Below are 20,978 nucleotides of genomic sequence, written 5' to 3' on the forward strand. Positions count from 1 at the left end.
CGAGGAGCCATGATCAAGCGCACCAACTACCTGACGAAGCTCTACGGCACTCCCAACGGCTGGTCCCTCGAGGCCTACGAGCGCGAGGGCGGCTACAAGGCCGCGCGCAAGGCGCTCTCGATGACCAAAGAAGCGGTCGTCGACGAAGCCAAGAAGGCGAACATCCGTGGCCGCGGCGGCGCAGGCTTTCCCATGGGCATCAAGTGGAGCTTCATGCGCCCGTCGCAGAAGCCCGCCTACCTCGTCATCAACGCCGACGAGGGCGAGCCGGGAACGCACAAAGACCGCACCATCATGGAGCTCAATCCGCACTCCGTGGTCGAGGGCTGCATCATCGGCTGCTACGGCATCGGGGCCCACGCTGCGTACATCTACGTGCGCGACGAACTGCACCTCTCCAAGGCTCGCCTATGGGGCGCCATCAAGGAAGCGCGCGCCAAGGGCTACCTCGGCAAGAACCCCTTCGGTAAGGACTACCCCGTCGAGGTCTACGTCCACACGGGCGCCGGTGCGTACATCTGCGGCGAGGAGACCTCGCTGCTCAACTCCCTTGAGGGGCGACGCGGCGAGCCGCGCCTCAAGCCGCCCTTCCCCGCTCAGGTCGGCGCCTTCGGCTGCCCGACGACGGTCAACAACCTCGAGACCATCGCCATCGTGCCGGCGATGATCGAAATGGGCGGCGAAGCCTTCTCGAAGCTCTCATCGCTTCACGGAATGAACGACGGCGGAGTCCGCCTCTTCGGCGTCAACGGGCACGTGAAGAAGCCCGGCGTCTTCGAGCTGGCCGTCGGCGTCACGATGCGCGAACTCATCTACGACCTCGGCGGTGGCGTCCAAGGCGACAAGGACCTCTTGTGCGTCGTCCCCGGCGGCTCGTCGACCCCGGTGCTCCTCGCCAACGAGACGGTTCACGCGCCCGACGAGAAGAATCCGCTTCACGAGTGGCACGGCAAGAGCGTCCTCGACGTCCCGCTCGGGGTCGAGACCTACCGCGGCCTCGGCACGATGCTCGGCACGTGTTGCGCGACGGTCCTCGCGGTGGGTACCTGCCCGGTGCTCGCGATGGAGAACTTGATGCAGTTCTACCATCACGAGTCTTGCGGACAGTGCACGCCCTGCCGCGAAGGAAGCGCTTGGCTGCACCGCACGGTCACCAAGATCATCGACGGCAAGGGCACGATGGACGACGTGAACAACCTGTCGGACATCGCCAACAACATCATGGGCAACACCATCTGCGCCTTCGGCGAAGGGACCGCCATGCCGGCCTTGGGCTTCATGAAGAAGTTCCGCGCCGACTTCGAGGCCTACGTTCGCGGTGAGCGCTCGCGCGCAAACGCCACGCTGGTGCCCTTCCCATGAGCCCGAAGTGCCTGCTCACGACCCCGTTCGCTTCGAGGTGCGGCTGATGCTCGGTCAGATCTACTTCTATTTCCTGGCACTCCTCGCGCTGACCGGCGCCATCGTGACGGTCGCTCAGCGCAATCCCATTCGCGGAGCCATGGGCCTGCTCTTGACGGTGCTCTCGATCGCGGGCCTGTTCTTGGCGCTCAACGCCGAGTTTCTCGCGTTCATTCAGCTCATCGTCTACGCCGGCGCCATCGTCGTTCTGTTCCTCTTCGTGATCATGCTCTTGGGCCCTGACGCTCAATCGGAACGTGACCATCGCGGCCAGATCTCACGCGCCGTCTCGGGCGTCGTCTTCGGCCTCGTCGCTGCCGGGGCGGTGCTGCAGCTCTGGCAGTCGACGAAGACCGGCTGGTTCGACGCGGCTCCGAAGGAATACGGCGGCATCGAAGGCATGGGGCGCCTGCTCTTCACCAAGGGCCTCGCGCCCTTCGAGCTCTCGAGCGCCCTGCTCATGGTTGCCATCGTCGGCGCCGTCGCAGTTGCTCGTGGGCGCTCCGCGCAGGAAGCCGCCGAGCTCAAAGAAAAGGGTGCGGGGCCGTCATGATCACACCGAGCCACTACCTCGTCCTCGGGGCGCTCCTGTTCGTCATTGGCGGCGTCGGGTTTCTCGTGCGCCGCAACGTCCTGGTCACCCTCATGAGCATCGAGCTGATGCTCAACGCGGTGAACCTGACGCTCGTGACCTTCAACCGCATGCGCCCTGAGGGCATGGGCGGGCAGATGTTCGCGTTCTTCCTCATCGCCGCGGAAGCGGCTGAGGTGGCCGTGGGCCTCGCCATCGTCCTGTCGATGTTCCGCATTCGTCGCACGGTTCGCTCCGACGACGCCGACCTTCTCCGCAACTGACGCGAAAGACCTTCATGATCGAGACGCTCTTTCCCGCCAACGACTTCTCGCTGATCGGCATCATCCTCGCCCTTCCGCTGCTCGGTGCCTTCGTGAACGGCATCTGGGGGCGGCGCCTCGGCAAGGAGGCTGTGAAGCTGATGGCCCTGGCCGCCATCGGCGCGAGCTTCGTCTGCGCCATCATCGCCTTCTTGGCGCTCGACAAAATGGTGAGCCGCGAGCACGGCTACCAGCGCCTCACGTGGACCGCCTACGAGTGGATGCACACCGTCGGCGGCCGAGGCGCCGGCAACGTCGCCATCGACGCGAAGTTCAGCATCGACGCCTTGAACGCCGTGATGATGCTCATCGTCACCGGCGTCGGCTTTCTGATTCACCTCTACGCGTCGTCGTACATGGGGAAGGACAAGGCCTATTGGCGCTTCTTCACCTATCTGAACCTCTTTATCTTCTCGATGCTCGTCCTCATCCTCGGGGACAACCTGCCGGTGCTCTTCGTCGGCTGGGAGGGCGTCGGCCTCTGCTCTTACCTCCTCATCGGCTTCTGGTACGAGGGCCTCCCCAACGCCGCCGCCGGCAAGAAGGCGTTCATCGCGAACCGCATCGGCGACTTCGGCCTGATCTGCGGGATGTTCTTGCTCGTCCACTACACGGGCGCGCTCGACTGGACTGGCATCAAGAACGGCGCCGACATCCTCGCGAGCAACCCGAGCGACTACTACCAAATCCACGTCTGGCCCATCGGCGGCGGCACCTACACGGGCGCGCTGGCCTTCCTGCAGCCGAAGAGCCCCATCACGATCACGGCGGCGACGGCCATCGGCCTCGCGCTCTTCCTCGGCTGCGCGGGCAAGAGCGCGCAGATCCCGCTCTACGTTTGGCTCCCCGACGCGATGGCCGGCCCGACGCCCGTCTCGGCGCTCATCCACGCGGCGACGATGGTCACGGCCGGCATCTACCTCGTTTGCCGCCTCTCCTTCGTGTTCGTGCTCTCGCCCTTCGTCATGACGACGATCGTGGTGACCGGCGCGGCGACAGCCATCCTCGCGGCGACCATCGCGCTCGTTCAGAACGACATCAAGAAGGTGCTCGCGTACTCCACGGTGAGCCAGCTCGGCTTCATGTTCGTCGGTGTCGGCGTGGGCGCGTTCTCCGCCGGCTTCTTCCACGTCTTCACGCACGCGTTCTTCAAGGCCTGCCTGTTCCTCGGGGCCGGGAGCGTCATTCACGCGATGCATGGCCGCATCCACGACGACGTGAAGTCGCAGGACATGCGGTTCATGGGCGGCCTGAAGAAGTACATGCCGTTCACCTATTGGACGTTCCTCACGGCGACGCTCGCCATCGCTGGTGCGCCGCTGTTCTCGGGCTTCTTCTCCAAGGACGAGATCCTCTTCAAGGCGTTCGTCTCGAAGAGCGTGAACCCCTTCGCGGAGCAGCTCAGCAGCAAGGCCGGCGCCACCGTGTGGGCTCCACCGGCTTGGTTCGGCCAGGCGGTCTTCGTGGTGATGGTCATCGCTGCGACGATGACGGCTTTCTACATGTTCCGCTGCTTCTTCCTCACCTTCCACGGCAACTTCCGTGGCTGGGAGGTCGGTCGCGCCTCCGCTTTCCGTTCGCTCCCCGCCGATGAGGAGGTCGACCACGACGGCGACCACCACCACGAGGAGGAAGATCTCACCGTGCCGGGCCCGCCGCCCCACGAGTCCCCGTGGCAGATGACGGTTCCGCTCATCGTGCTCGCGGCCTTCTCGTTCGCCGCCGGCTTCCTCAACCCGGCACCGCTGACGCACACGCTCCCGATGGAGCATTGGCTCCAGCCGGTCTTCGAGGGCACCTTCAAGATCGGCGGTGGCGCCGGGCCCATCCTCACCCGCGCCGACGCGCAAAAGCTCGAATGGCCTTTGGCCTTTGGAGGCATCGCAGCCTTCGCCATCGGCACCGGCATCGCTTACTGGATGTACATGATGAAAGACGGCGCGCCGGCCCGCGAGCTCGCGGCAAAAGCGCCGAAGCTTCATCAACTCTTGCTCGACAAGTGGCGCATCGACGAGCTCTACGAGAAAACCATCCTCGCCGCCGTCGACGCCCTCGCCGACACCATGGCCCAAGTCGATCGCTACATCATCGACGGCGTGCTCGCGCGCGGCTCATCGCTGCTCGTTGCGGCGCTGGGCCACATCCTTCGTGCGTTCCAGAACGGCGTCGTACACGTCTACGCGCTGGCCATGGTCGTTGGCCTTGCCGCCTTCGCGTGGCACTTCACCACGCCTCACCCGGACGCCACCATGACCGAAGCCTCCGGCGACTACACCCTCGAGGCGGGGCCCGGCATGGGCTACTCGTTCCGCTGGGACGCCGACGGCGACGGCAAAGCCGACAGTGACTTCGGCACGCAGACGACCGTCAAGGTGCACGTCGACCCCGGAAAGTCGCAGGCGGTCACTCTGGAAGTGAAAAACGCGTTCGGCCGCGTCGGCGCGAAGCGCTTCAACTTGGCCCGTCCCGAGAAAGCAAAAGTTCTCGATGTCGGGACCGGCATGATGGGAGGCCAGTGATGGCGACTCGTGACGTGACGCCGTCGCCGGCGCAGCCCGCGTGGGTCATCCCCGCGCTGTCCACGCTCGGTGTGCTCGCCGCGCTCTTTGCGGGACTTCACCTCTTCGGACGAGCCGAGGGCGGCTTCGCCCTCTCTCGCGCCATCGGCTGGGCCGTTCCCCTCCTCGTCGCGGCCGCCGTCGGCGCTTTCGTGCCGACGCAAGGCGGCCTCAAGACTCGCCTGCCGATCGCGGTCATGGCCGCCCTCGCCGTGCTCATGATCACGGCGCTCTGGGTCTCCGACAGCGCCGAGATCCCCGACGAGCTCCCCAAGGAGCCCAAGACGCTCCTCTCGTGGCTCATTGGATTGCCGATCGCAGGCGCCATCGCGATCCTGTTCCTCCCGCGGCAAGCGCCGCGGGTCCTTCAGTGGACCACGCTGGGCACGATGCTCGCGACGCTCGCCGCGAGCACGGCCCTCCTGCGGATCCCGATGGGCCGGGAGTTCCACTTCAACCAGGACTTCGTCTGGCTCGAGTCGCTCGGTATCCGCTACCACGTCGCGCTCGACGGCCTGTCGTTGTGGCTGGTCCTCTTGACGACGCTCACGGTGCCCATCGCGACCTACGCCTCCTTTGGGTCCATCCAGTCGCGCATGAAGGACTGGTGCTTCTCGCTGCTCCTCCTTGAGGGCGCGATGATCGGCGCGTTCGTCTCGCTCGACCTCTTCCTCTTCTACGTCTTCTGGGAACTGATGCTCATCCCGATGTACGTCATGATCGGCGTCTGGGGAGGTTCGAACCGCATCAAGGCGGCCATCAAGTTCTTCCTCTACACGATGTTCGGCTCGGTCCTCATGCTGGGCGCCATCCTGTACCTCGCCTACACGTACTCGAAGCTGACGGGCTCGATGTCCTTCGACTACTTCGATCTCCAGCGCGTGCTCGTGCCGCGCAACGTTCAGATCTGGCTCTTCGCCGCCTTCACCTTGTCGTTCGTCATCAAGGTGCCGATGTTCCCGGTGCACACGTGGTTGCCCGACGCGCACACGGAAGCGCCCACGGCGGGCAGCGTGATCCTCGCCGCCGTGATGCTCAAGCTGGGCACCTACGGCTACATGCGCTTCTGCCTCGGACTCTTTCCGGAGTCGAGCGGTGAGTTCGCCGCGAACCTCGCCGGCGTGGCGGTCCTCGGCGGCATCGTCTACGGCGCCCTCTGCGCCTGGAAGCAAGATGACGTCAAACGCCTCGTTGCGTACTCCTCGGTCGCGCACCTTGGATACGTCATGCTCGGGGTCTTTGCGGCGACCCAGTCGTCGATGGAGGGCGCCGTCCTTCAGATGATCAACCACGGCATCTCGACGGGAGCGCTCTTCCTCTTGGTCGGCGTCATCTACGACCGCCGTCACACGCGCATGCTCGACCAGTTCGGTGGCCTCGCGAAGGTCATGCCGGTCTACGCGGCGCTCTTCGTGGTCGCGACGCTCGCGAGCGTTGGCCTTCCGCTCACCAACGGCTTCGCCGGCGAGTTCATGGTGATCACCGGCACAGCGGTCTCGAGCCGCCTCGGCCACTTCGCGGGCATTCAGGCCGTGGGCGCCGCCATCGGCGTCATCCTCGGCGCGCTCTACATGCTCGGCGTTGTTCAGAAGATGTTCTTCGGCCCCATCACGAAAGACGAGAACCGGCATCTCGACGACATGACGCGTCGCGAGGTCCTCGCGCTCACGCCCTTCGTCATCTTGATCTTCGTCATCGGCCTGTTCCCGAACCTCCTCTTAAACCCGATGGCGGGCGCTGTGACGCGCATCCGGACCGACTTCGAGGCGCGCATCCAGTCGAGCCCGGGGCCGCGCTACTACACGGGCCCCATCAAGATGTTGCCGCGTCGCCCCGAGGCTCCGGCAGCGCCCGTGCCTGCGCCGGCGAAGAACGCGGAAGTTGGGGGTGGCTCATGATGGACCTGATGTTCGCCCTCTCGCCGTTCTTCGTCATGGGCGTCGGCGCTCTCGCGCTGATGCTCGCGGAGGCTTTCTCCAGAAACAAGGGCGGCTTGGCCCTCGGCACCACCGCCGCCTTCGTGGCCTCCGGCGTCTTCGCGGCCGCCGTTTGGGCACAAGGCGTCGAGCCCACCGTGGCCGCCTCGCTCGCGCCGTGGGTCCTCGTCGACCGCTTTGCCCTCTTCTTCCAGATGCTCCTCTGCCTCGGCGGCGCCCTCGCGTCGCTCTTGGCCGGCGGTTACCTGCCGGAGCACCACCTTGATCGCGGCGAGTTCTATTCGCTGCTCCTCTTCTCGACGTTCGGCGCCATGATGCTCGTCGCCGCCGGCGACCTGCTCACGCTCTTCTTGGGCCTCGAGACCATGAGCATCGGCGCCTACGCCATGACGGCATTCCGGCGCGCGTCGCCGCGCTCTGCCGAAGCCGGCCTCAAGTATTTCCTCTTGGGCGCCTTCGCAGCCGCCGTGATGCTCTACGGCTTCGCCCTTCTCTACGGCGTGACCGGCTCGACGGAGCTCGGCAAGATCGGCGACGCCATCAAGGCTGGCGCGAGCTCGAATCCGCTCGTCATTATCGCTCTCGCGCTCATCCTCGTTGGGCTGGCGTTCAAGATCAGCGCAGTGCCTTTCCACATGTGGACGCCGGACGCCTACGAAGGCGCACCGACGCCAGGCACAACCTACATGGCTGTCGTCGTGAAGAGCGCCGCCTTCGCGATGATGGTCCGCGTGCTCATGACGATGTTCGGCGACCCGCAGTCGACCTCCTGGTCCTCCGGTTGGCCGCCGGTCTTGGCGTGGGTCGCGCTCATCACGATGACCGTCGCGAACCTCATCGCCGGGCGACAAGACTCGGTCAAGCGCATGCTGGCCTACTCGAGCATCGCGCACGCCGGCTACTTGCTCCTCGGCGTCGTCGCGAGCGTTCGCGCCGGCGCAGAGGCCAACGCCGCCGTCATGTTCTATCTCTTGACCTACACGGTCTCGACGGCGGGAGCCTTCGGCGCGCTCATTCTCTGCGGCAGTCGTGGCGCCGAAGCCGTGAGCTACGAAGACCTAGCCGGCATCGGACGACGCCACCCGGCGGCGGCGTTGCCCTTCGCGCTCTTCGCGCTCTCGCTCGCAGGAATTCCCCCCACCGCCGGCTTCTTCGGGAAGTATTTCCTCTTCAAGGCAGCGATGGGCGGCGGCTTCTACGTGCTCGCCATCGTCGCGTTCCTGAACAGCGTGCTCGGCGCGTACTACTACCTGCGGGTCCTCGTCTTCATGTACATGCGCGAGCCCGCTGCGGGAGCGCCCATCGCGAAGCCCATGCGGTCTGGCTACGTCGGCACGGCGCTCATCATCAGCGCCCTGCTCGTCCTCGCGCTGGGCGTCTTGCCGGGCGCCTCGCTCGACGTGGCGTCGGCGGCGGCCGCCACGTTCGCTCCCGCGAAGTAGCCACGGTCGCGGGCCTTCCTCTTGCAGCGCTGGGTCCCTATGCGGTCGCGACCCCTCGGTGTTCTGCTCGTCTGCGTCGTCCTTTCGTGCTCGCGCAAGGACGCGGCGCCGGCCGGAGGCGCCAACTCAATTGACGCGGCGGCACCGGCGGTGTCGGTCGCGTCAACGGCAGCGTCTACGGCCGCACGCGGCGCGCCGATTCCGAGCGCGAAGATCGCCGAGACCGTAAACCCCGACGGCCTCGCCCCCTACGCCGGCGCTACGGGCAGCGTTGAAGGCCGCGTTACGGTCATCGGCGACCCGGCGCCTCCTTCCGGCCTGAACTTCACCAAGTGCCCCGAAGCAGAGGCGGTCTATGGTCGCGTGTTTCGCGAAGGCGCGCCGCTCGCCGACGGAGCACGTCCTCTGGCCGACGCCCTCGTGGTCATCACCGGCTACAAGGGCTTCGTCGCGGAGAAGAACGAGGCGAAGTCGATCCGCATCCGCGGCTGCGCGATCTCGCCAAAGACCATCGACCTCACCTTCGGGCAGCGGCTCGAGATCGGTAATGACATGGGCACCGGGCGCCTCTTTGCGCCGCAGCTCGCCAACCATCCGCTCCCGGCGCTGATGGTCGCGCCCCACAAGGCGGAGCCGGTGAAGTTGTGGCCCATCGAGCCAGGCTTCACGCAGCTCATCGATCGCTTCGGGCACGAGTTCTTGGTGAGCGACGTCTACACGCTCCTCCAGCCGCTCCACGCGGTCTCCGCAGAGGACGGTACGTTCCGCATCGACGGCATCCCCGTCGGCAAGGTCGACGTCAACGCGCGGCTTCGCCACATCAATCGCGACGTCATCAAGTCCGTCGAGGTTCGGGCCAACGTCGTATCGCGCGTCGACGTGACGATGGAGTACAAGAGCCCGCCGCCGAAGCCGGCGACCTCCGCCGACGCAGGCCCGCGCATCATCATCAAGTAGCGCGCGGAGCCGCGACCGTGGTGCCACGCCACAGTCCCTCGCTCAGAGGCTCTTCAGCCCCTGCTCCAGCCTGTTGCAGTCGAGGAGCGGGCGGGCCGTCGGGTTTCGGTAGGGTGATGCGCAGCTGCCGATGAGCAGGCCGAGCTCCCGGTGCATGATGCCGACATTGGGCGGATCGAAGCTGTAGGTGCCGTCGGGCACCGAGGCGGCCCAGAGGTTCCACGTCGCCGCGTGGGCGGGGTCACGCATGCCCACGTAGGCTTGATGCAACCGCTCGTGCACCCAGCGCACCTCGCGGGACGTCAGCGGCACGCCAACCGACGCCGCGTAGGCAAAGAAACCCGGGACGTCTTGTGGGTTGAACTTGTCGCTCGGCGGCGGGCTCGCGCTCGTCGCGAAGCCGTAATCCATATCGACGCGCTCGCCGAGGCCCTTCAAGAGCTCGAGGCCCAGCGCCGTCTGGTTCTTCTGCCACGCAATGGCGACGGCCGCCGACTGGTGCGAGCGCATGATTTGCCGCGCGTCGTTCTTCAGACACGTAGCCGGCACAAGGGCGCAGGTCGTCGCTGCGAGGGCCTCACCGCTCGAGATGCCGTTCTTGCAGTCGAGGTTGCCGGGCGCGCCCGAGTGCATGAGCCGAATCGCCAGCGCGCTCGGGCACTCGACGTTCCCGGCGAGCGTGTATTGCGCGAGCTGCTGCGTCGGCGAGATGAGGTTCAGGTCCTTGTCGAGCGTAGGGATGATGAAGTTGCGGGCGTCGACCTCCTTGGCCCACGCTTCGTAGAGTTCCTTGGTCTGGGCCAAGTCGGCCTTCGCTGCTGCGTCTAAGCGCGACACACACGCCTGCGTCTGAGCGATGGCCCGGAGCATGTGGCCGATGTCGTCCTTCGAGCGCTTGTTCTTGATGTAGACGTCGCCGAAGGTCGGATTGTTTGGAACATGCACGTAATCCGACGGCGCGTTGTCGATGCCGGGCCGGTTCAGGCTCGTGTCGATGACGAGCGCCTGGCCCCGATCGTTCGACGTGACGGGCGCGGAGTAGAAGGTCCGCGACAAGAGGCGCGGGTTCTTGTCATTCGCGTCCTTGACCATCGCGAGGATCCAGGCCGAGTAGCCTCGGGCCATCTTGCGAACGAGATGCGCCGTCTTGGCATCGCCGCCGAGGAGATGAGCAAAGCACATGCCCTCCAGATACGGCGACGTGTGGATGCCCGCGTTGTCGCTCCCATCGTTCGAGTGCTTGTACGTGACGGTGCCGCCCGCCTTCGTCACGGTGATGCCGGTCCAGAAGGTGCCCCACCAAAAGCCGCCTTGGGGGTGCGTCTCGGGCCAGCCGTGAAGGCGCTCGTCGAGGAAGTCGTAGTAGCGAGTGTCCTTCAGAAGCGCGATGAGCTCGTCGGTCGCCGCCGCAAGCTCGGCCGGCGAAACGGCCGTGCCGACGTCGGGCCGCGTGTACGAGACGGGGAGCACGATGGCGGGCGCGCCAACGGCCGGGACGGTGGGCGCGTCGGCCACGGCGGCATCGCTCGCGGCCCCATCGGTCGCGACCGGGGTCGTGGCGCCGTCCTTTAACGCTGCCCCAGCGTCGTCTGGCGACCCGGATACCGTCGCGGGAGACGCGTCGCCGTCGCTCGAGCAACCGTAGAAAAGCCCCGTCACGATGGAGAGCGTCGCAACCCAACGAGGTGTTTTCACCGTGGTGGCGTGACAGAGGCTTTTCGCGTCGTCCAAGGATGTCGCGATTTAGTCCCCAATAGACGACTTTGATCCGCAAAATCGTACGCGCGAGCGCGCGACGCGCCGTCTCCGATCCTCTGGGCCGTGATGCACCAAGCCCGCGGCAAACGGGCGGTGGGTGCCTCCCACGGTAGGTCCTGGGGGCGGCGAAGTCGCGCGCCTCGCGCGTCAGCCCAGCTCGCTGAGGTCGACGTCGATCGCGTCTTCGTCGCCCTCGATGGCGGCTTCGTACGCTGCGCCCGCCGCGCCCCCGCGCACCGTGACGACCCCCGGACCATCCTTGAGGACGATGCCGCTCTGCCGGCGATGCGCAGCGCAGCGCAGCGTTTGCCGAGCCGCCGCCCCCAAGAGGAAGACCCCACACGCTTCGCAATAGCCGGCGTCGGGCACGTAGTCGTCGGCGCGATGCAGGTAGTCGGCGAGAAACAGCGACTGAACTCGCTGCGCCAGGCGCAAACGACCCCGATGCATCGGTACGAGCATCAGCTCGCCGCGCACCGTCAGCGCTTCAACGAGGCTACCGCGACGAAAGGCCTCATCGACGTACCGGTCCGCGTCGCCGATGCAGAGCGAATCCATGCAGCTCATCGCGCTGCGCCACGCCGGCTCCAAGAGCGACCGGATGTGATCGTCGGCGAGCAGGCCCATGGCCGGCGGAATCGTCGACGGCGGCGGTGCATCGATGGGCGGCGCAATGCTCACGTCGACCAGGCCGGCCACCGCCGCGTACGGCCCCTTGAGCCAAGCGGCGAGCTCGCGCTTGGTCCAACCGGTACACACGCCTCGGCAGAAGGCGAGCGCGGCATCGCGGCAACCGTCGGCGATCGCCAAGGGCGACATCGCGATGGGCAGGATCGGCCGCAGCGAATAGAGCGCGCTCAAACCGACCCCCGCCTCGTCTCGTCGTGCATGAGGCGGAGCGTGCAGCGATTGTGCCGGTTGGCCCCTCCACGACGCGGGGCGCGATTTCAGCCACTTGCCGTTCCGTGCCAAGGCGGGCGCTCCACTGTCGCGCGACATGTCACGTGACATCGGGCTAACTGCACGGTCCGCGAGCAGGCGTCGGCACATGTAAGGCGCTCGTAAGTTCGCGCACTCCGCCACTCTGCTAACCGCACGGCATGCGTTCGCTCCTCGTTCTTGCTGGGGTTCTTTCCGTGGCGCTTCTCGCGTGCAGCGACGCGGCGCCGGCCTTCTCGACAGGCGCGCCTTCCGCCGACGCCGCGGCGCCACCGACGTCGACAGAAGGCGCCTCCGATGCCGGCGCGGCCCGGGATGTAGGCGCTTCCCCCGACGCGAAACCCCAACCGACGGGCAGCTGCCCGTCGGCCATCGGCACCTTCGACGAGAGCGAGTACCTTCACGCGTTGCACCCGCTGCAAAAGGGCTCGTGCTCTCCCGCCGATCTCGACACGCTCGAGAAGATCGGGCTCGGCTCCTACGCGGCCCGTCGCGCGCTCGTGAGCGCGACCTGCGCGAAGTGTGTCTATTCGGACGTCAATGACGCCGAATGGGGACTGCTCGTCGTGGTCGACCCCGACACGGCGCTCACCAACTACGCCGGCTGCGCCGCCCTCGCGGGCGACGTCAGGCCATGCGTGAAGATGAACAGCGCTTGGCGCTTCTGCACGCGCAAGGCGTGCGGTCATTGCTCCGGCGCTCAGAAGAACGCCTGCGCGGAGGCCGAATCCACCTCGGGGCAATGCCAGAGCTACTTCGAAGCCGACACCGCATGCGGTGGAGCGTGGCCCGCCGGCTGCTCGAGCTCGGACGAAATGATCGCCACCTACTGCGGCCCTTAGCCCTTCGCCGCAAGCCCCGCTTCACGGTGGCCCCCGCGAGCCTTGCGCGCCGCCACCATCCGCTCGATCATCGCGCCCCTCAAAGAGGAGGTTTCATGGCCAATCCGTTTGCACACATCGAACTCAGCACCGACGACCTTGGCAAAGCGAAGAAGTTCTACAAGAGCGTCTTCGACTGGAAGCTGAACGACATGAAAGGCATGCCGTACACGATGATCGACGTCGGCAAGGGCACTGGCGGCGGCATGCAGAAGAAGCCCATGCCGGAGGCGCCGACCGCCTGGCTTGCGTACGTCGAAGTGGCGGACGTGAAGAAGACGCTGGCGAAGGCCTCGAAGGGCGGCGGGCGCGTCGTACTCGACTATCATCCCATCGGAACGAACGGCGCCATCGGCGTGTTCGTTGACCCGACCGGCGCAGCGCTCGGCGTTTGGGAGGCCGGGAAGAAGGTCGCCAAGGCGGCCGCCAAAACGCCGAAGGCGGCCGCAAAGAAGGCGACGAAGCCCGCGGCCAAGAAGACCAAGCGCAAGTAGCGATGTGCCAACGGCGGAGGCATCGGCGCGCCAATCGCGTCGATGCCTCTTCCGCTTTTGTATCTTCGTCTCGCGCCCCGCAGCGAGCGCGAACGCTCACACCTTCGAGCCGAGCAACTTCTGCGCGAGGCTTAGGCCTTCGCGAACGGCCCCCATGCCGTCCTTGGCTTTGTCGAGCGAGGCGACGACGTCGGTCGCGGTGGCGATGCCCTGCTTCACCAGGGCGCCACCGGGCACCATGCTGAGCGCGGCGCCGAGAGCGCCCTTCGCGTCACCTTTCATGAGCGCTTGCAGACCGTCGAGTGAGCCCTTGATGACACTCAAGCCCGGGATCAGCCCGCTTACCGCGCCGAGGAGCCCGCCCCCGACGACTCCGCGGCGGGCGCCACAGTGCCATCGATCGGCTCGCCGCGCAGCGCCGCTTGCCGGGCGTCCTTGCAACGCGGCCCTGACACGAGGCTCCCCGCGGAGACGGCCTCGCCGCGGCCGCACTTGGCGAGGTCGACCTTGTATTGCGCGGTCGTGTCGGCCGCCATCTCGCTCACGGACTTTTGGCTCGCCGCCGACTCAGCCTGACGAAACATCGCGTCGATGCCCCCTTTGTATTGGCGCTCGTACTTCGCGCTGCCGTGGACCTTCCGCATCATGCCCTCGTAACTCGCCTTCACCTGCGACGCGTTGGCCGTCAGATTGGCGACGTAGTCCTTCGCCTCGGCCTCGGTCACGGCAACGCGCAGCGGAAAGGCCTTGAGCGACGCCGTCGCCAGCGCATCGAGCGCGGCTGGCGAACCTCCGTCGTTGAGGACGCCCTGGTAGGTCGCGAGGATCCCCATCGACGTCGCCGCAACGGCTTCGATGCGCCGCTGCCGTTCGAGCCAGCGCGCCACGCGCGCGTAGTCAGCCGACGTGACGGGCATCTCCATTTGTTTCCGCGTACGGACCATGCTGGCCGCGCGGAGCATCGTGGTGAGCGACGACGTCTGCATCTGCGAGTTCGAGGTCATGGTGACGAGCGAGACCTGGCTCAGCTGCGACTTCAAGTCGTTGAGCTTCATGACGTGTTTTGCGCCGTCCATGATCTCCCGCTTCTCCGCCGCCGTCGCCGTCTGCTCGGCCATCTTGCGCGAGAGTTGCTGCACGCGATCGGTGAAGGAGTCTTTCACCTGGAGGAAGTTGTCGTTCACGGCACGCCCGTCCTGATCGGTGACCGCTTCGATGCGAAGCTTGATGTTCGCCTTGCGGAGCGCCTTCACGACGGAGCTCGACGTCTCGGGCGGCGGCATGCCGGGCGCCGCCGGCTGCTGACCAAGAGCAAACTTGAGGGCCTTCACGAGATCCTTCTCCATGCGGTCGATCTGCTCGACCTCCAGGTTGCCGGTCTCTTGCTCCATCCGGTCGGCCGCGGCCTCTTGCTTGCGAACGACATCCTTCTGTTCGTCGGTGACCACGACGCCCGAGGAGGTCGTTGCGTTCGACGGCTGGCCGCCAGGCAAGAGCATGCCGCATCCGGTAGCCGCGAACAGAAGAGCGATGGAGAGCGAGAGCGACGTCGGCTTCATGGAACAAACTCCGAAGCCCGGGCCGTTCATCGGCCAGTGGGCTGCCCGTTCCTACGCCCTAACGGACGGAAGCTTCCCCTCCAATTCCTCAAGAGTGGCGAGCCATTGCGCTCCCTCCGATGCGGAAATTTTCTTCCGGAATCGGCTTTCCGGTGGCGTCAGTTTGCGCCCGAGCGGGCAAGGTCTGCCTTCGCCCGAACAAGCAGCGTGTCCTTCGGATCGACGACCACAGCGGTCGCCGTCAGCGCGAGCGCCTGCGTCGCATCGATCGTCGACACACTCGAGCGCGCGCGGAGGAGCACCGCCAAGGCGATGGCCGGCGCCACGTCACCGCCCACGGGGCGCGTCGCCGCCTCGCCGAGCGCGAGCTGCACGGCCGCGGCTTCACCCGGTGAGGACTCGACCAAGAGCGGCAAGAGCTCGCGCGCGACGGCCTCGGAACGCCAGAGCAGGGCTCGCCCCGCGACCGTCGCCAACGAGAGGCGCACGCGCGTGGCCCGCATGGCTGCTCGCCGCGCATCGCCGCTCAAGAGCGCTTCATCGACGGCCATGAGCGCCACGCGCGGCGCCCGCGCCAGCATCGCCGAGCGCACGCCATCGACGAGGCCCGCCGAAAGCGCTCGCCCTTCGATGAGCGCGCCGCCGTCCGCGAGGCGCTCCGCGACGGCGAGCGCGGCGGGCACGGCAGACGGAGAGAGTCGCGCGGCATCAAGGGCCAGCTCGGCGGCGCGCCGCGGCCGGCCGGCCGAGAGGGCCAGCGCGGCGCCGGCGGCGGCAAGACTCGGGCTCGCGCGGTGCAGAAGGAGCGCAGCCTCGATGCGCGCGAGCCCGCGTTGGGCCGATGGCTCGGCCTCGGCGAGCGCCACCTCGAGGTCTATGCTGAGCGGCTCGCTCGTGGCCGCCTTCGCGAGCTCGTCGAAGCGTGCCTTTGGCGTCGCCGCGCAGGTGGCGCGCGCGATGGCAACGGCGGAGCTCGCCGGGTCTCGCTCCATCGCCACCGCGAGGGCCTTCTCGCTCTCGCGAGCGAGCCCCAGGGCGCACAAGACCCGCGCCATGGCGGCGGGCGCCACGGCGCTCCGCGAATCCGCGTCCGTTGCGCGCCGGTACTGGAGGAGGGCTGCGACCTTTCGGCCGTCACGCTCGAGGAGCGAACCGGCGAGCACCGCCGCGTACGCGTCGGGCGTAATCTCGTGACCGACGACCAGATCGCCGGACAACACTCGCACGATGGGCGCGCTTCCATGGCACCCCACGAGGGCGAACACCGATGCGAGCAGCGCGCACGCGGGACCGACCGACGAGGAGCGAAACATGTCGGCCGCGCGTCAGCGGCGCTTCTTGAACGCGCGACGAAAATCGTTCGAGTCGTCGTCGCCGCGCGCCGTCTCGTCTTCTTGAGCCGCGTGAAGGTGATGGGGGTGGCCGCCTTCCGCTTCGCGCAGCCGTTCGGCGATCTCGATGAGGCGCCGTTCGACGCGGCCGAAGACGCTCGCCGCCGGGAACCGACCGGCCTCATCGCGTCCACCGGCTGCCATGCCCGTCAGGATCTCAATTCCCTCGTGAACCGACTCGACCGAGTAGAGGTGGAATTGCCCGCGGCGAATGGCCGCCGCGACGTCTTCGCGAAGGACGAGGTGCGGCGTGTTGGCCCGCGGCAAGAGAACACCCTGAGATCCGGTGAGACCTCGCGCCGAACAGAGATCGAAGAAGCCTTCGATCTTCGCGCAGACGCCGCCGATGGTCTGCATCTCGCCGAGCTGATTGACGCTGCCGGTAACCGCGACACCCTGATCGATGGGCACCTCGGCGAGGGCGCTCAAGACCGCAAAGAGCTCGCTCGATGAAGCGGAGTCACCGTCGATCTCGCCGTAGCTCTGCTCGAAGGCGATCTGCGCGCGGAGCGACAGCGGTCGCTCTTGGCCGAAGAGTCGCCCAAGATAGCCGCGCAAGATGGCGACGCCCTTGGTGTGGATGGAACCACCGAGCTGCGCTTCGCGTTCGACGTCGACGATGCCTTCGCGGCCCAAGGCCACAACGGCCGTGATCCGCATCGGCTGACCGAACTCGACGTCACCGGCGCTGTAAACCGACAGACCGTTGACGACGCCCACGCGCTTGCCCGCCGTGTCGAGCGCCACCTCGCCGCGCAGCGTGATCTCCCGCACGTGCCGTTCGGCGGCCCCCATGCGCTCGCGACGCTCAAGCCACGCCTGCTCGACGTCGTCAGCGATCACCGTGGCGCCCTCCGGCGGAGGGCGTGAAGCGGAGAGCGGAAACGCGCCGCCGTCGCTGCGAATGCTTGGCGTGCCCTCGAGCTCCATCACCGCGCGGCCGGCGGCGAGCGCGCCCGCGAAGGCGGCGGTCTCCTCCAACGGCGACATGATCAGCGCCAGCTTTTCCTGGTGCTCCGCGAGGCGTGTCGCGATGTCGAGGAGACGCGCGCGCGCCGTGCGGTCAAACGTGCCCCAATCGCGCTCCTCGGCCTTCGCCATGAGGAACGCGTCCATCAGGATCAGGTTCTCGGGTGTGCGTACGATGATCGGCTCGACCTCGACCTTGACGCGGAACAGCGCCGCGAAGTCGGGATCTTGCTCCAGGAGCGCCGCGTAGAGCGCCGGCGCCCCCACAAGGACCACGCGCACCGAGAGCGGCGCCGGCACCGGTCGCAGCGACGTCGCGTAGAGGCCGAGCGGCCCGAGCGGGTCCTCGGCGCCAATTTGGCGTTCGCGGAGCACACGCTTCATGCGCTCCCAGATGATCGGGTCCGCGAGCAAGTCGGCGGCGCGCACGATAAGGATGCCCCCGGAGGCGCGCTGCAGGGCGCCCGGCCGAATGCGCGTGAAGTCGGTGAGCAACGCGCCAAAACGCGCGCGTCGCTCGAGGTAGCCGAAGAGGTTCGGATACGTCGGGTTGGTCTCGTAGTGCACGGGCGCGTGAGGAGCCCCGTCGCCATCGTCACCAGAACCCTCGTGCGCCACGAAGAGGTTCACGCGGAAGCGATTCAGGCGCGTCGCGTGCTCCGGATCGTGATCCGGCGTCTCGCTGTCCTGCTCTTCGTTCTCCTCGTCGCTCGTTCTAGTGACAAAGTCTTCCCAGTCTTCGCCCAGCTCTTTGTGGACTCGCTCAAGGTAGGCCTTGAGCGCGTCGCCGTGCTCAGCGAACCCCTCGTAGAGGGTCTGCATCGTCACGTCGATGACGGTCTGCGCGGCGCGTGAGAGCGCTTCGCTGCGCACCTCCTGGAACTTCTCGGAGTGCTGCCGGACGAGGTCGGCGACCTTCTCGACCTCGGACGCAAGGTGAGTCTCGGCGTCGTTCAGCGCCTTCTTGGTGGACTCGTCGAGGACATCGAACTGCTCCGCCGAGAGCGGCTTGCCATGCAGGATCGGAAACGTCTGAACGCCACCCTGAATGTGCCGGACACCGAAGCCGAGGTTCTTCGCCGTCGTCTCGAGCTCCTGCAAGACGACCTTGCTCTTCGCCTCGAGCTCACGGGCGAGCGTCGCTTGCGCCTTCTGCATGGCCTCGCCGGTCACGGCGCGGGGGATTTCCTCCCGAAGACGTCCCACGAGGGCGTCCATGGCCTCGACGAGGACCGCGCCGACACCGGCCGCGAGGACGAGCGGCCGCGGAGCCTCGGGCCGATCAAAGTCGTGCACATAGACGATGTCCGGCGGCGGATCTTTCGCGCGCGCGATGCGCTCCGCGTAGCGAACGATCTCGTCTTCGACCATCACCTCGGGTTCGGCCGAGACGAAGACGTGAAAACTCGGCTCGCGGGACGTCAGGCCCAGCTCAAGCGCCCGGCGCGCAATGGGCGCGACGAGGCCAAAGAGGCCGCGGCTCTCACGCGGGCTTTCAGGCAAGAGGTTGGGGTCCGTATGGACCGTCACCTTCTCAGCCGGGACGAGGAAGGCGTCGCGGCCGCGCGAGGGCGGGAGGTTTACATCGCTCCAGGGAGCCGGCGGCACGCCCCGCTCTGCCGCGCTATCCGCCGCTTCCCCTGAAGAATCAGGATTTTCCGAGGATACACGGTCCGGGGGCGGCACCGGGAGATCGGAGGGTGCCATCCCCCCATGTGTACCAGGGATTGCCGACGGCGATCCGGTTTTGCCGCCCGGCGCTCGGGGCGGCGCCATCGACTGAAAGAAAGCGAAGGGCCTGCTTCCAACGGGCCATGGAGACACGTATATTGGCGCTCGAGTCTCGATCATGGCGCGTCTGATTCTGGCGACCGCCGAGGGGCAACAGGCCATCGAGCTAAGGCCAGTCAACAGCCTCGGTCGCCACCCCAACAATTCGATTCAGCTTCTCGACAAGATCGTGTCGAAGGAGCATTGCATCGTGGAGCTCCGCGACGGGCAGTTCATTCTGCGCGATCTCGGGAGCCTCAACGGCACCTACATCAACGGCGAGCGTGTTCGCGGTGAGCAGGGCCTGAAGCACGGCGACGAGATCGCGCTTGGCTCCACACGCGCGCGCTACGACGACGGCTCTGGCGCTGCCCTTGATCCGCCGCAACCGAGCCCCGGCGTGGCCGTTCATCAAGCCGGCTCGGGCAACTGGCCCGCGGCCGCACCGCCCCAGGCCCCTGCGGCTCAGCCGCCGGTGATGTTTTCGCAAGGTCCGGCAGCGCCGCAGGCGCCCACGGCACCGCGACCGAACCCTCCAATGGGCTACCCGGCGCACGCACCGGCCCAAGGCTCCGCAGCCCCGTTGCCACCCCAAGGCGTGGGCGGCCACGGCACCGGAACAGCGGCGATGCCCATGTTCGGTCAGGCCCCCGCGGCCCCGGGCCAAGCGCCCCGTGCTCCGCATCGGCCCCCGAGCTTTGCCGGCACGCGCGTCGACGTGCTCGACTCGGCGCGCGCCATCGGGACTCAGATCGCGGCCGAGCAGAAGGGCTTTTTGCCCTTTGATCAAATCTCGCGCGACCCGCCGCAGCTGCAGCTCGACTACGAGCGACTCCGCGTGACGTGGGAGCTGACGCGCGAGATCGGCCTCGAGCGCGACCTCGACCGCCTCCTCGACAAGATCGTCAGCGCCCTCTTCAAGTTCGTGCGCGCCGACCGCGGCGTCATCCTTCTCCGTGAGGGCGAGCGAGCGAAGGGCGCGCCGCCTCAAGCGGAAGACTTCTTGCCCCGCGTGGCGCGCCGCCGCGACGGCACCGAAGCGCCCATTCAGATCAGCTCGACGATCCTCAACCACGTCATCACCGAGAAGAAGAGCGTCATCACTCACGATGCGTCGATGGACTTTGCGTCATCGAAGGGCAAATCGATGATCCTGAACCGGATCTCGAGCGCCATCGTGGTGCCGCTGATGCACGAGAGCGACGTCCTCGGCGTCCTCTGGCTCGACAGCGAGTCGCTCGCCGTCTTTCAGCAGAAGGATCTCGAGATCATCACCTCCGTCGGCAACCAGGCCGCGATGTTTATCGAGAACACGTTGCTCGCCAAGCGCATCGAGCAGGAGATCGTGACGCGCGAGCGCTTCTCACGGCTCCTCTCGCCCAACCTCGCCGAGCAGGTCGCGAGCGGAAAGCTCGAGGTCAAGAAGGGCGGTGTCCTCGTCAAGGAGTGCACCGTCTTCAACAGCGACATCCGCGGCTTCACGAACATGAGCGAGGGCGCCGGTCCAGGCGAGCTCGTCGAGATGCTCAACGACTACTTCGAAGAGATGGTGAACCAAGTCTTCAAGTACGAGGGCACGCTCGACAAGTTCATGGGCGACGGCATCATGGCCATCTGGGGCGCGCCGGCCACCCATCCCGACGACGCCGTTCGCTCGGTTCAGAGCGCGCTCGATCAAATGGAGGCGCTCGGCACCTTCAACCGCAAGCGCTTGGAGCGAAACCTCCCGCCGCTCGCCATCGGCATCGGCATCCACACGGGCCCGCTCATCGCGGGCTACGTCGGCAGCTCGAAGGCCCTCAGCTATACCGTCATCGGCGACACCGCGAACACGAGCGCACGCCTCTGCGGCATCGCCCTCGCGGGGCAGATCATCGTGAGCGAGCCTACGCTGGCGAAGCTCGGCCAACGCTTTGAGGTCGAAGAGCTGCCGCCCACGGCCCTCAAGGGCAAAGAGAAGCCGCTCCGCATCTTCAACGTGAAACGAGAGCGCCCCTCGGCGGCTACACACAACTCCTGACGCAGAAG

Annotated in this window: 16 protein-coding genes; 10 read left to right on the top strand and 6 right to left on the bottom strand. The window is 66.8% G+C overall.

The features are described from left to right. The first annotated feature begins 9 nt into the window (after positions 1–9). The 7 genes from nuoF to IPG50_05800 all read left to right on the top strand — a co-directional run bounded on the left by nuoF (position 10) and on the right by IPG50_05800 (position 9,189). The gene (gene nuoF / locus IPG50_05770; GenBank protein ID MBK6691700.1) at positions 10–1,362 is read left to right on the top strand and encodes an NADH-quinone oxidoreductase subunit NuoF; all 1,353 of its coding nucleotides are present in this window, start codon (positions 10–12) and stop codon (positions 1,360–1,362) included. Positions 1,363–1,408: 46 nt separating this feature from the next. Next, on the top strand, positions 1,409–1,954 hold the full coding sequence (locus tag IPG50_05775; protein ID MBK6691701.1) for an NADH-quinone oxidoreductase subunit J: 546 nt from the start codon (positions 1,409–1,411) through the stop codon (positions 1,952–1,954). After that, positions 1,954–2,256: an NADH-quinone oxidoreductase subunit NuoK gene (gene nuoK, locus IPG50_05780; GenBank protein ID MBK6691702.1), complete on the top strand. Its 303-nt coding sequence runs from the start codon at positions 1,954–1,956 to the stop codon at positions 2,254–2,256. The genes IPG50_05775 and nuoK overlap by 1 nt, the downstream gene beginning before the upstream one ends. Positions 2,257–2,270: 14 nt before the next feature. Continuing rightward, complete coding sequence (gene nuoL, locus IPG50_05785) at positions 2,271–4,814, top strand: NADH-quinone oxidoreductase subunit L (GenBank protein ID MBK6691703.1); 2,544 nt, start codon at positions 2,271–2,273, stop codon at positions 4,812–4,814. Between the two features lie 236 nt (positions 4,815–5,050). Further along, positions 5,051–6,751, top strand: a complete 1,701-nt coding sequence (locus tag IPG50_05790; protein ID MBK6691704.1) for an NADH-quinone oxidoreductase subunit M — start codon at positions 5,051–5,053, stop codon at positions 6,749–6,751. Next, positions 6,748–8,232, top strand: coding sequence for an NADH-quinone oxidoreductase subunit N (locus tag IPG50_05795; protein ID MBK6691705.1), 1,485 nt, complete (start codon positions 6,748–6,750; stop codon positions 8,230–8,232). The genes IPG50_05790 and IPG50_05795 overlap by 4 nt, the downstream gene beginning before the upstream one ends. Before the next feature lie 39 nt (positions 8,233–8,271). Beyond that, positions 8,272–9,189 carry a carboxypeptidase regulatory-like domain-containing protein gene (locus IPG50_05800; GenBank protein ID MBK6691706.1) on the top strand — a complete coding sequence of 306 codons (918 nt, stop codon included), beginning with the start codon at positions 8,272–8,274 and terminating at the stop codon, positions 9,187–9,189. A gap of 42 nt (positions 9,190–9,231) precedes the next feature. Here the strand turns inward: IPG50_05800 and IPG50_05805 are convergent, their stop codons facing one another. Continuing rightward, positions 9,232–10,920, bottom strand: coding sequence for a hypothetical protein (locus IPG50_05805; protein MBK6691707.1), 1,689 nt, complete (start codon positions 10,918–10,920; stop codon positions 9,232–9,234). Positions 10,921–11,094: 174 nt separating this feature from the next. Next, the gene (locus IPG50_05810) at positions 11,095–11,808 is read right to left on the bottom strand and encodes a hypothetical protein (GenBank protein MBK6691708.1); all 714 of its coding nucleotides are present in this window, start codon (positions 11,806–11,808) and stop codon (positions 11,095–11,097) included. A gap of 239 nt (positions 11,809–12,047) precedes the next feature. On the opposite strand from IPG50_05810, the gene IPG50_05815 reads away from it, so the two are divergent. After that, a complete protein-coding gene (locus tag IPG50_05815; GenBank protein MBK6691709.1) occupies positions 12,048–12,728 on the top strand; it encodes a hypothetical protein in 681 nt (226 codons plus the stop codon). 95 nt (positions 12,729–12,823) lie between these two features. Beyond that, positions 12,824–13,261, top strand: a complete 438-nt coding sequence (locus IPG50_05820) for a VOC family protein (GenBank protein MBK6691710.1) — start codon at positions 12,824–12,826, stop codon at positions 13,259–13,261. A gap of 96 nt (positions 13,262–13,357) precedes the next feature. Here IPG50_05820 and IPG50_05825 read toward each other — a convergent pair whose 3' ends face one another. The 4 genes from IPG50_05825 to IPG50_05840 form a co-directional block, all read right to left on the bottom strand. After that, positions 13,358–13,585 (bottom strand): hypothetical protein, encoded by a 228-nt coding sequence (locus IPG50_05825; protein MBK6691711.1) that lies wholly within the window; start codon positions 13,583–13,585, stop codon positions 13,358–13,360. Between the two features lie 17 nt (positions 13,586–13,602). Continuing rightward, positions 13,603–14,820, bottom strand: a complete 1,218-nt coding sequence (locus tag IPG50_05830; GenBank protein ID MBK6691712.1) for a hypothetical protein — start codon at positions 14,818–14,820, stop codon at positions 13,603–13,605. A 158-nt stretch (positions 14,821–14,978) separates the two neighbouring features. After that, entirely contained in the window at positions 14,979–16,133 is a 1,155-nt protein-coding gene (locus IPG50_05835; protein ID MBK6691713.1) for a hypothetical protein, read from the bottom strand. Between the two features lie 12 nt (positions 16,134–16,145). Next, positions 16,146–19,031 (bottom strand): AAA family ATPase, encoded by a 2,886-nt coding sequence (locus tag IPG50_05840; GenBank protein ID MBK6691714.1) that lies wholly within the window; start codon positions 19,029–19,031, stop codon positions 16,146–16,148. Here IPG50_05840 and IPG50_05845 point away from each other — a divergent pair. Further along, positions 19,030–20,970 (top strand): FHA domain-containing protein, encoded by a 1,941-nt coding sequence (locus IPG50_05845; protein ID MBK6691715.1) that lies wholly within the window; start codon positions 19,030–19,032, stop codon positions 20,968–20,970. The two genes, IPG50_05840 and IPG50_05845, sit on opposite strands and share 2 nt — an antisense overlap. The last annotated feature ends 8 nt before the right edge of the window (positions 20,971–20,978 follow it).

Source organism: Myxococcales bacterium (assembly GCA_016703425.1).
GTDB lineage: Bacteria > Myxococcota_A > Polyangia > Polyangiales > Polyangiaceae > JADJCA01.

What these genes read in the sequence shown, in the direction of transcription:
- IPG50_05815 (MBK6691709.1), top strand. Translation starts at nt 12,048, where the DNA reads ATGCGTTCGCTCCTCGTTCTTGCTGGGGTTCTTTCCGTGGCGCTTCTC.
- IPG50_05790 (MBK6691704.1), top strand. Translation starts at nt 5,051, where the DNA reads ATGGCCGCCCTCGCCGTGCTCATGATCACGGCGCTCTGGGTCTCCGAC.
- nuoF (MBK6691700.1), top strand. Translation starts at nt 10, where the DNA reads ATGATCAAGCGCACCAACTACCTGACGAAGCTCTACGGCACTCCCAAC.
- nuoL (MBK6691703.1), top strand. Translation starts at nt 2,271, where the DNA reads ATGATCGAGACGCTCTTTCCCGCCAACGACTTCTCGCTGATCGGCATC.
- IPG50_05835 (MBK6691713.1), bottom strand. Translation starts at nt 16,133, where the DNA reads ATGTTTCGCTCCTCGTCGGTCGGTCCCGCGTGCGCGCTGCTCGCATCG.
- IPG50_05820 (MBK6691710.1), top strand. Translation starts at nt 12,824, where the DNA reads ATGGCCAATCCGTTTGCACACATCGAACTCAGCACCGACGACCTTGGC.
- IPG50_05795 (MBK6691705.1), top strand. Translation starts at nt 6,748, where the DNA reads ATGATGGACCTGATGTTCGCCCTCTCGCCGTTCTTCGTCATGGGCGTC.
- IPG50_05840 (MBK6691714.1), bottom strand. Translation starts at nt 19,031, where the DNA reads ATGATCGAGACTCGAGCGCCAATATACGTGTCTCCATGGCCCGTTGGA.
- IPG50_05800 (MBK6691706.1), top strand. Translation starts at nt 8,272, where the DNA reads ATGCGGTCGCGACCCCTCGGTGTTCTGCTCGTCTGCGTCGTCCTTTCG.
- IPG50_05775 (MBK6691701.1), top strand. Translation starts at nt 1,409, where the DNA reads ATGCTCGGTCAGATCTACTTCTATTTCCTGGCACTCCTCGCGCTGACC.
- IPG50_05830 (MBK6691712.1), bottom strand. Translation starts at nt 14,820, where the DNA reads ATGAAGCCGACGTCGCTCTCGCTCTCCATCGCTCTTCTGTTCGCGGCT.
- IPG50_05845 (MBK6691715.1), top strand. Translation starts at nt 19,030, where the DNA reads ATGGCGCGTCTGATTCTGGCGACCGCCGAGGGGCAACAGGCCATCGAG.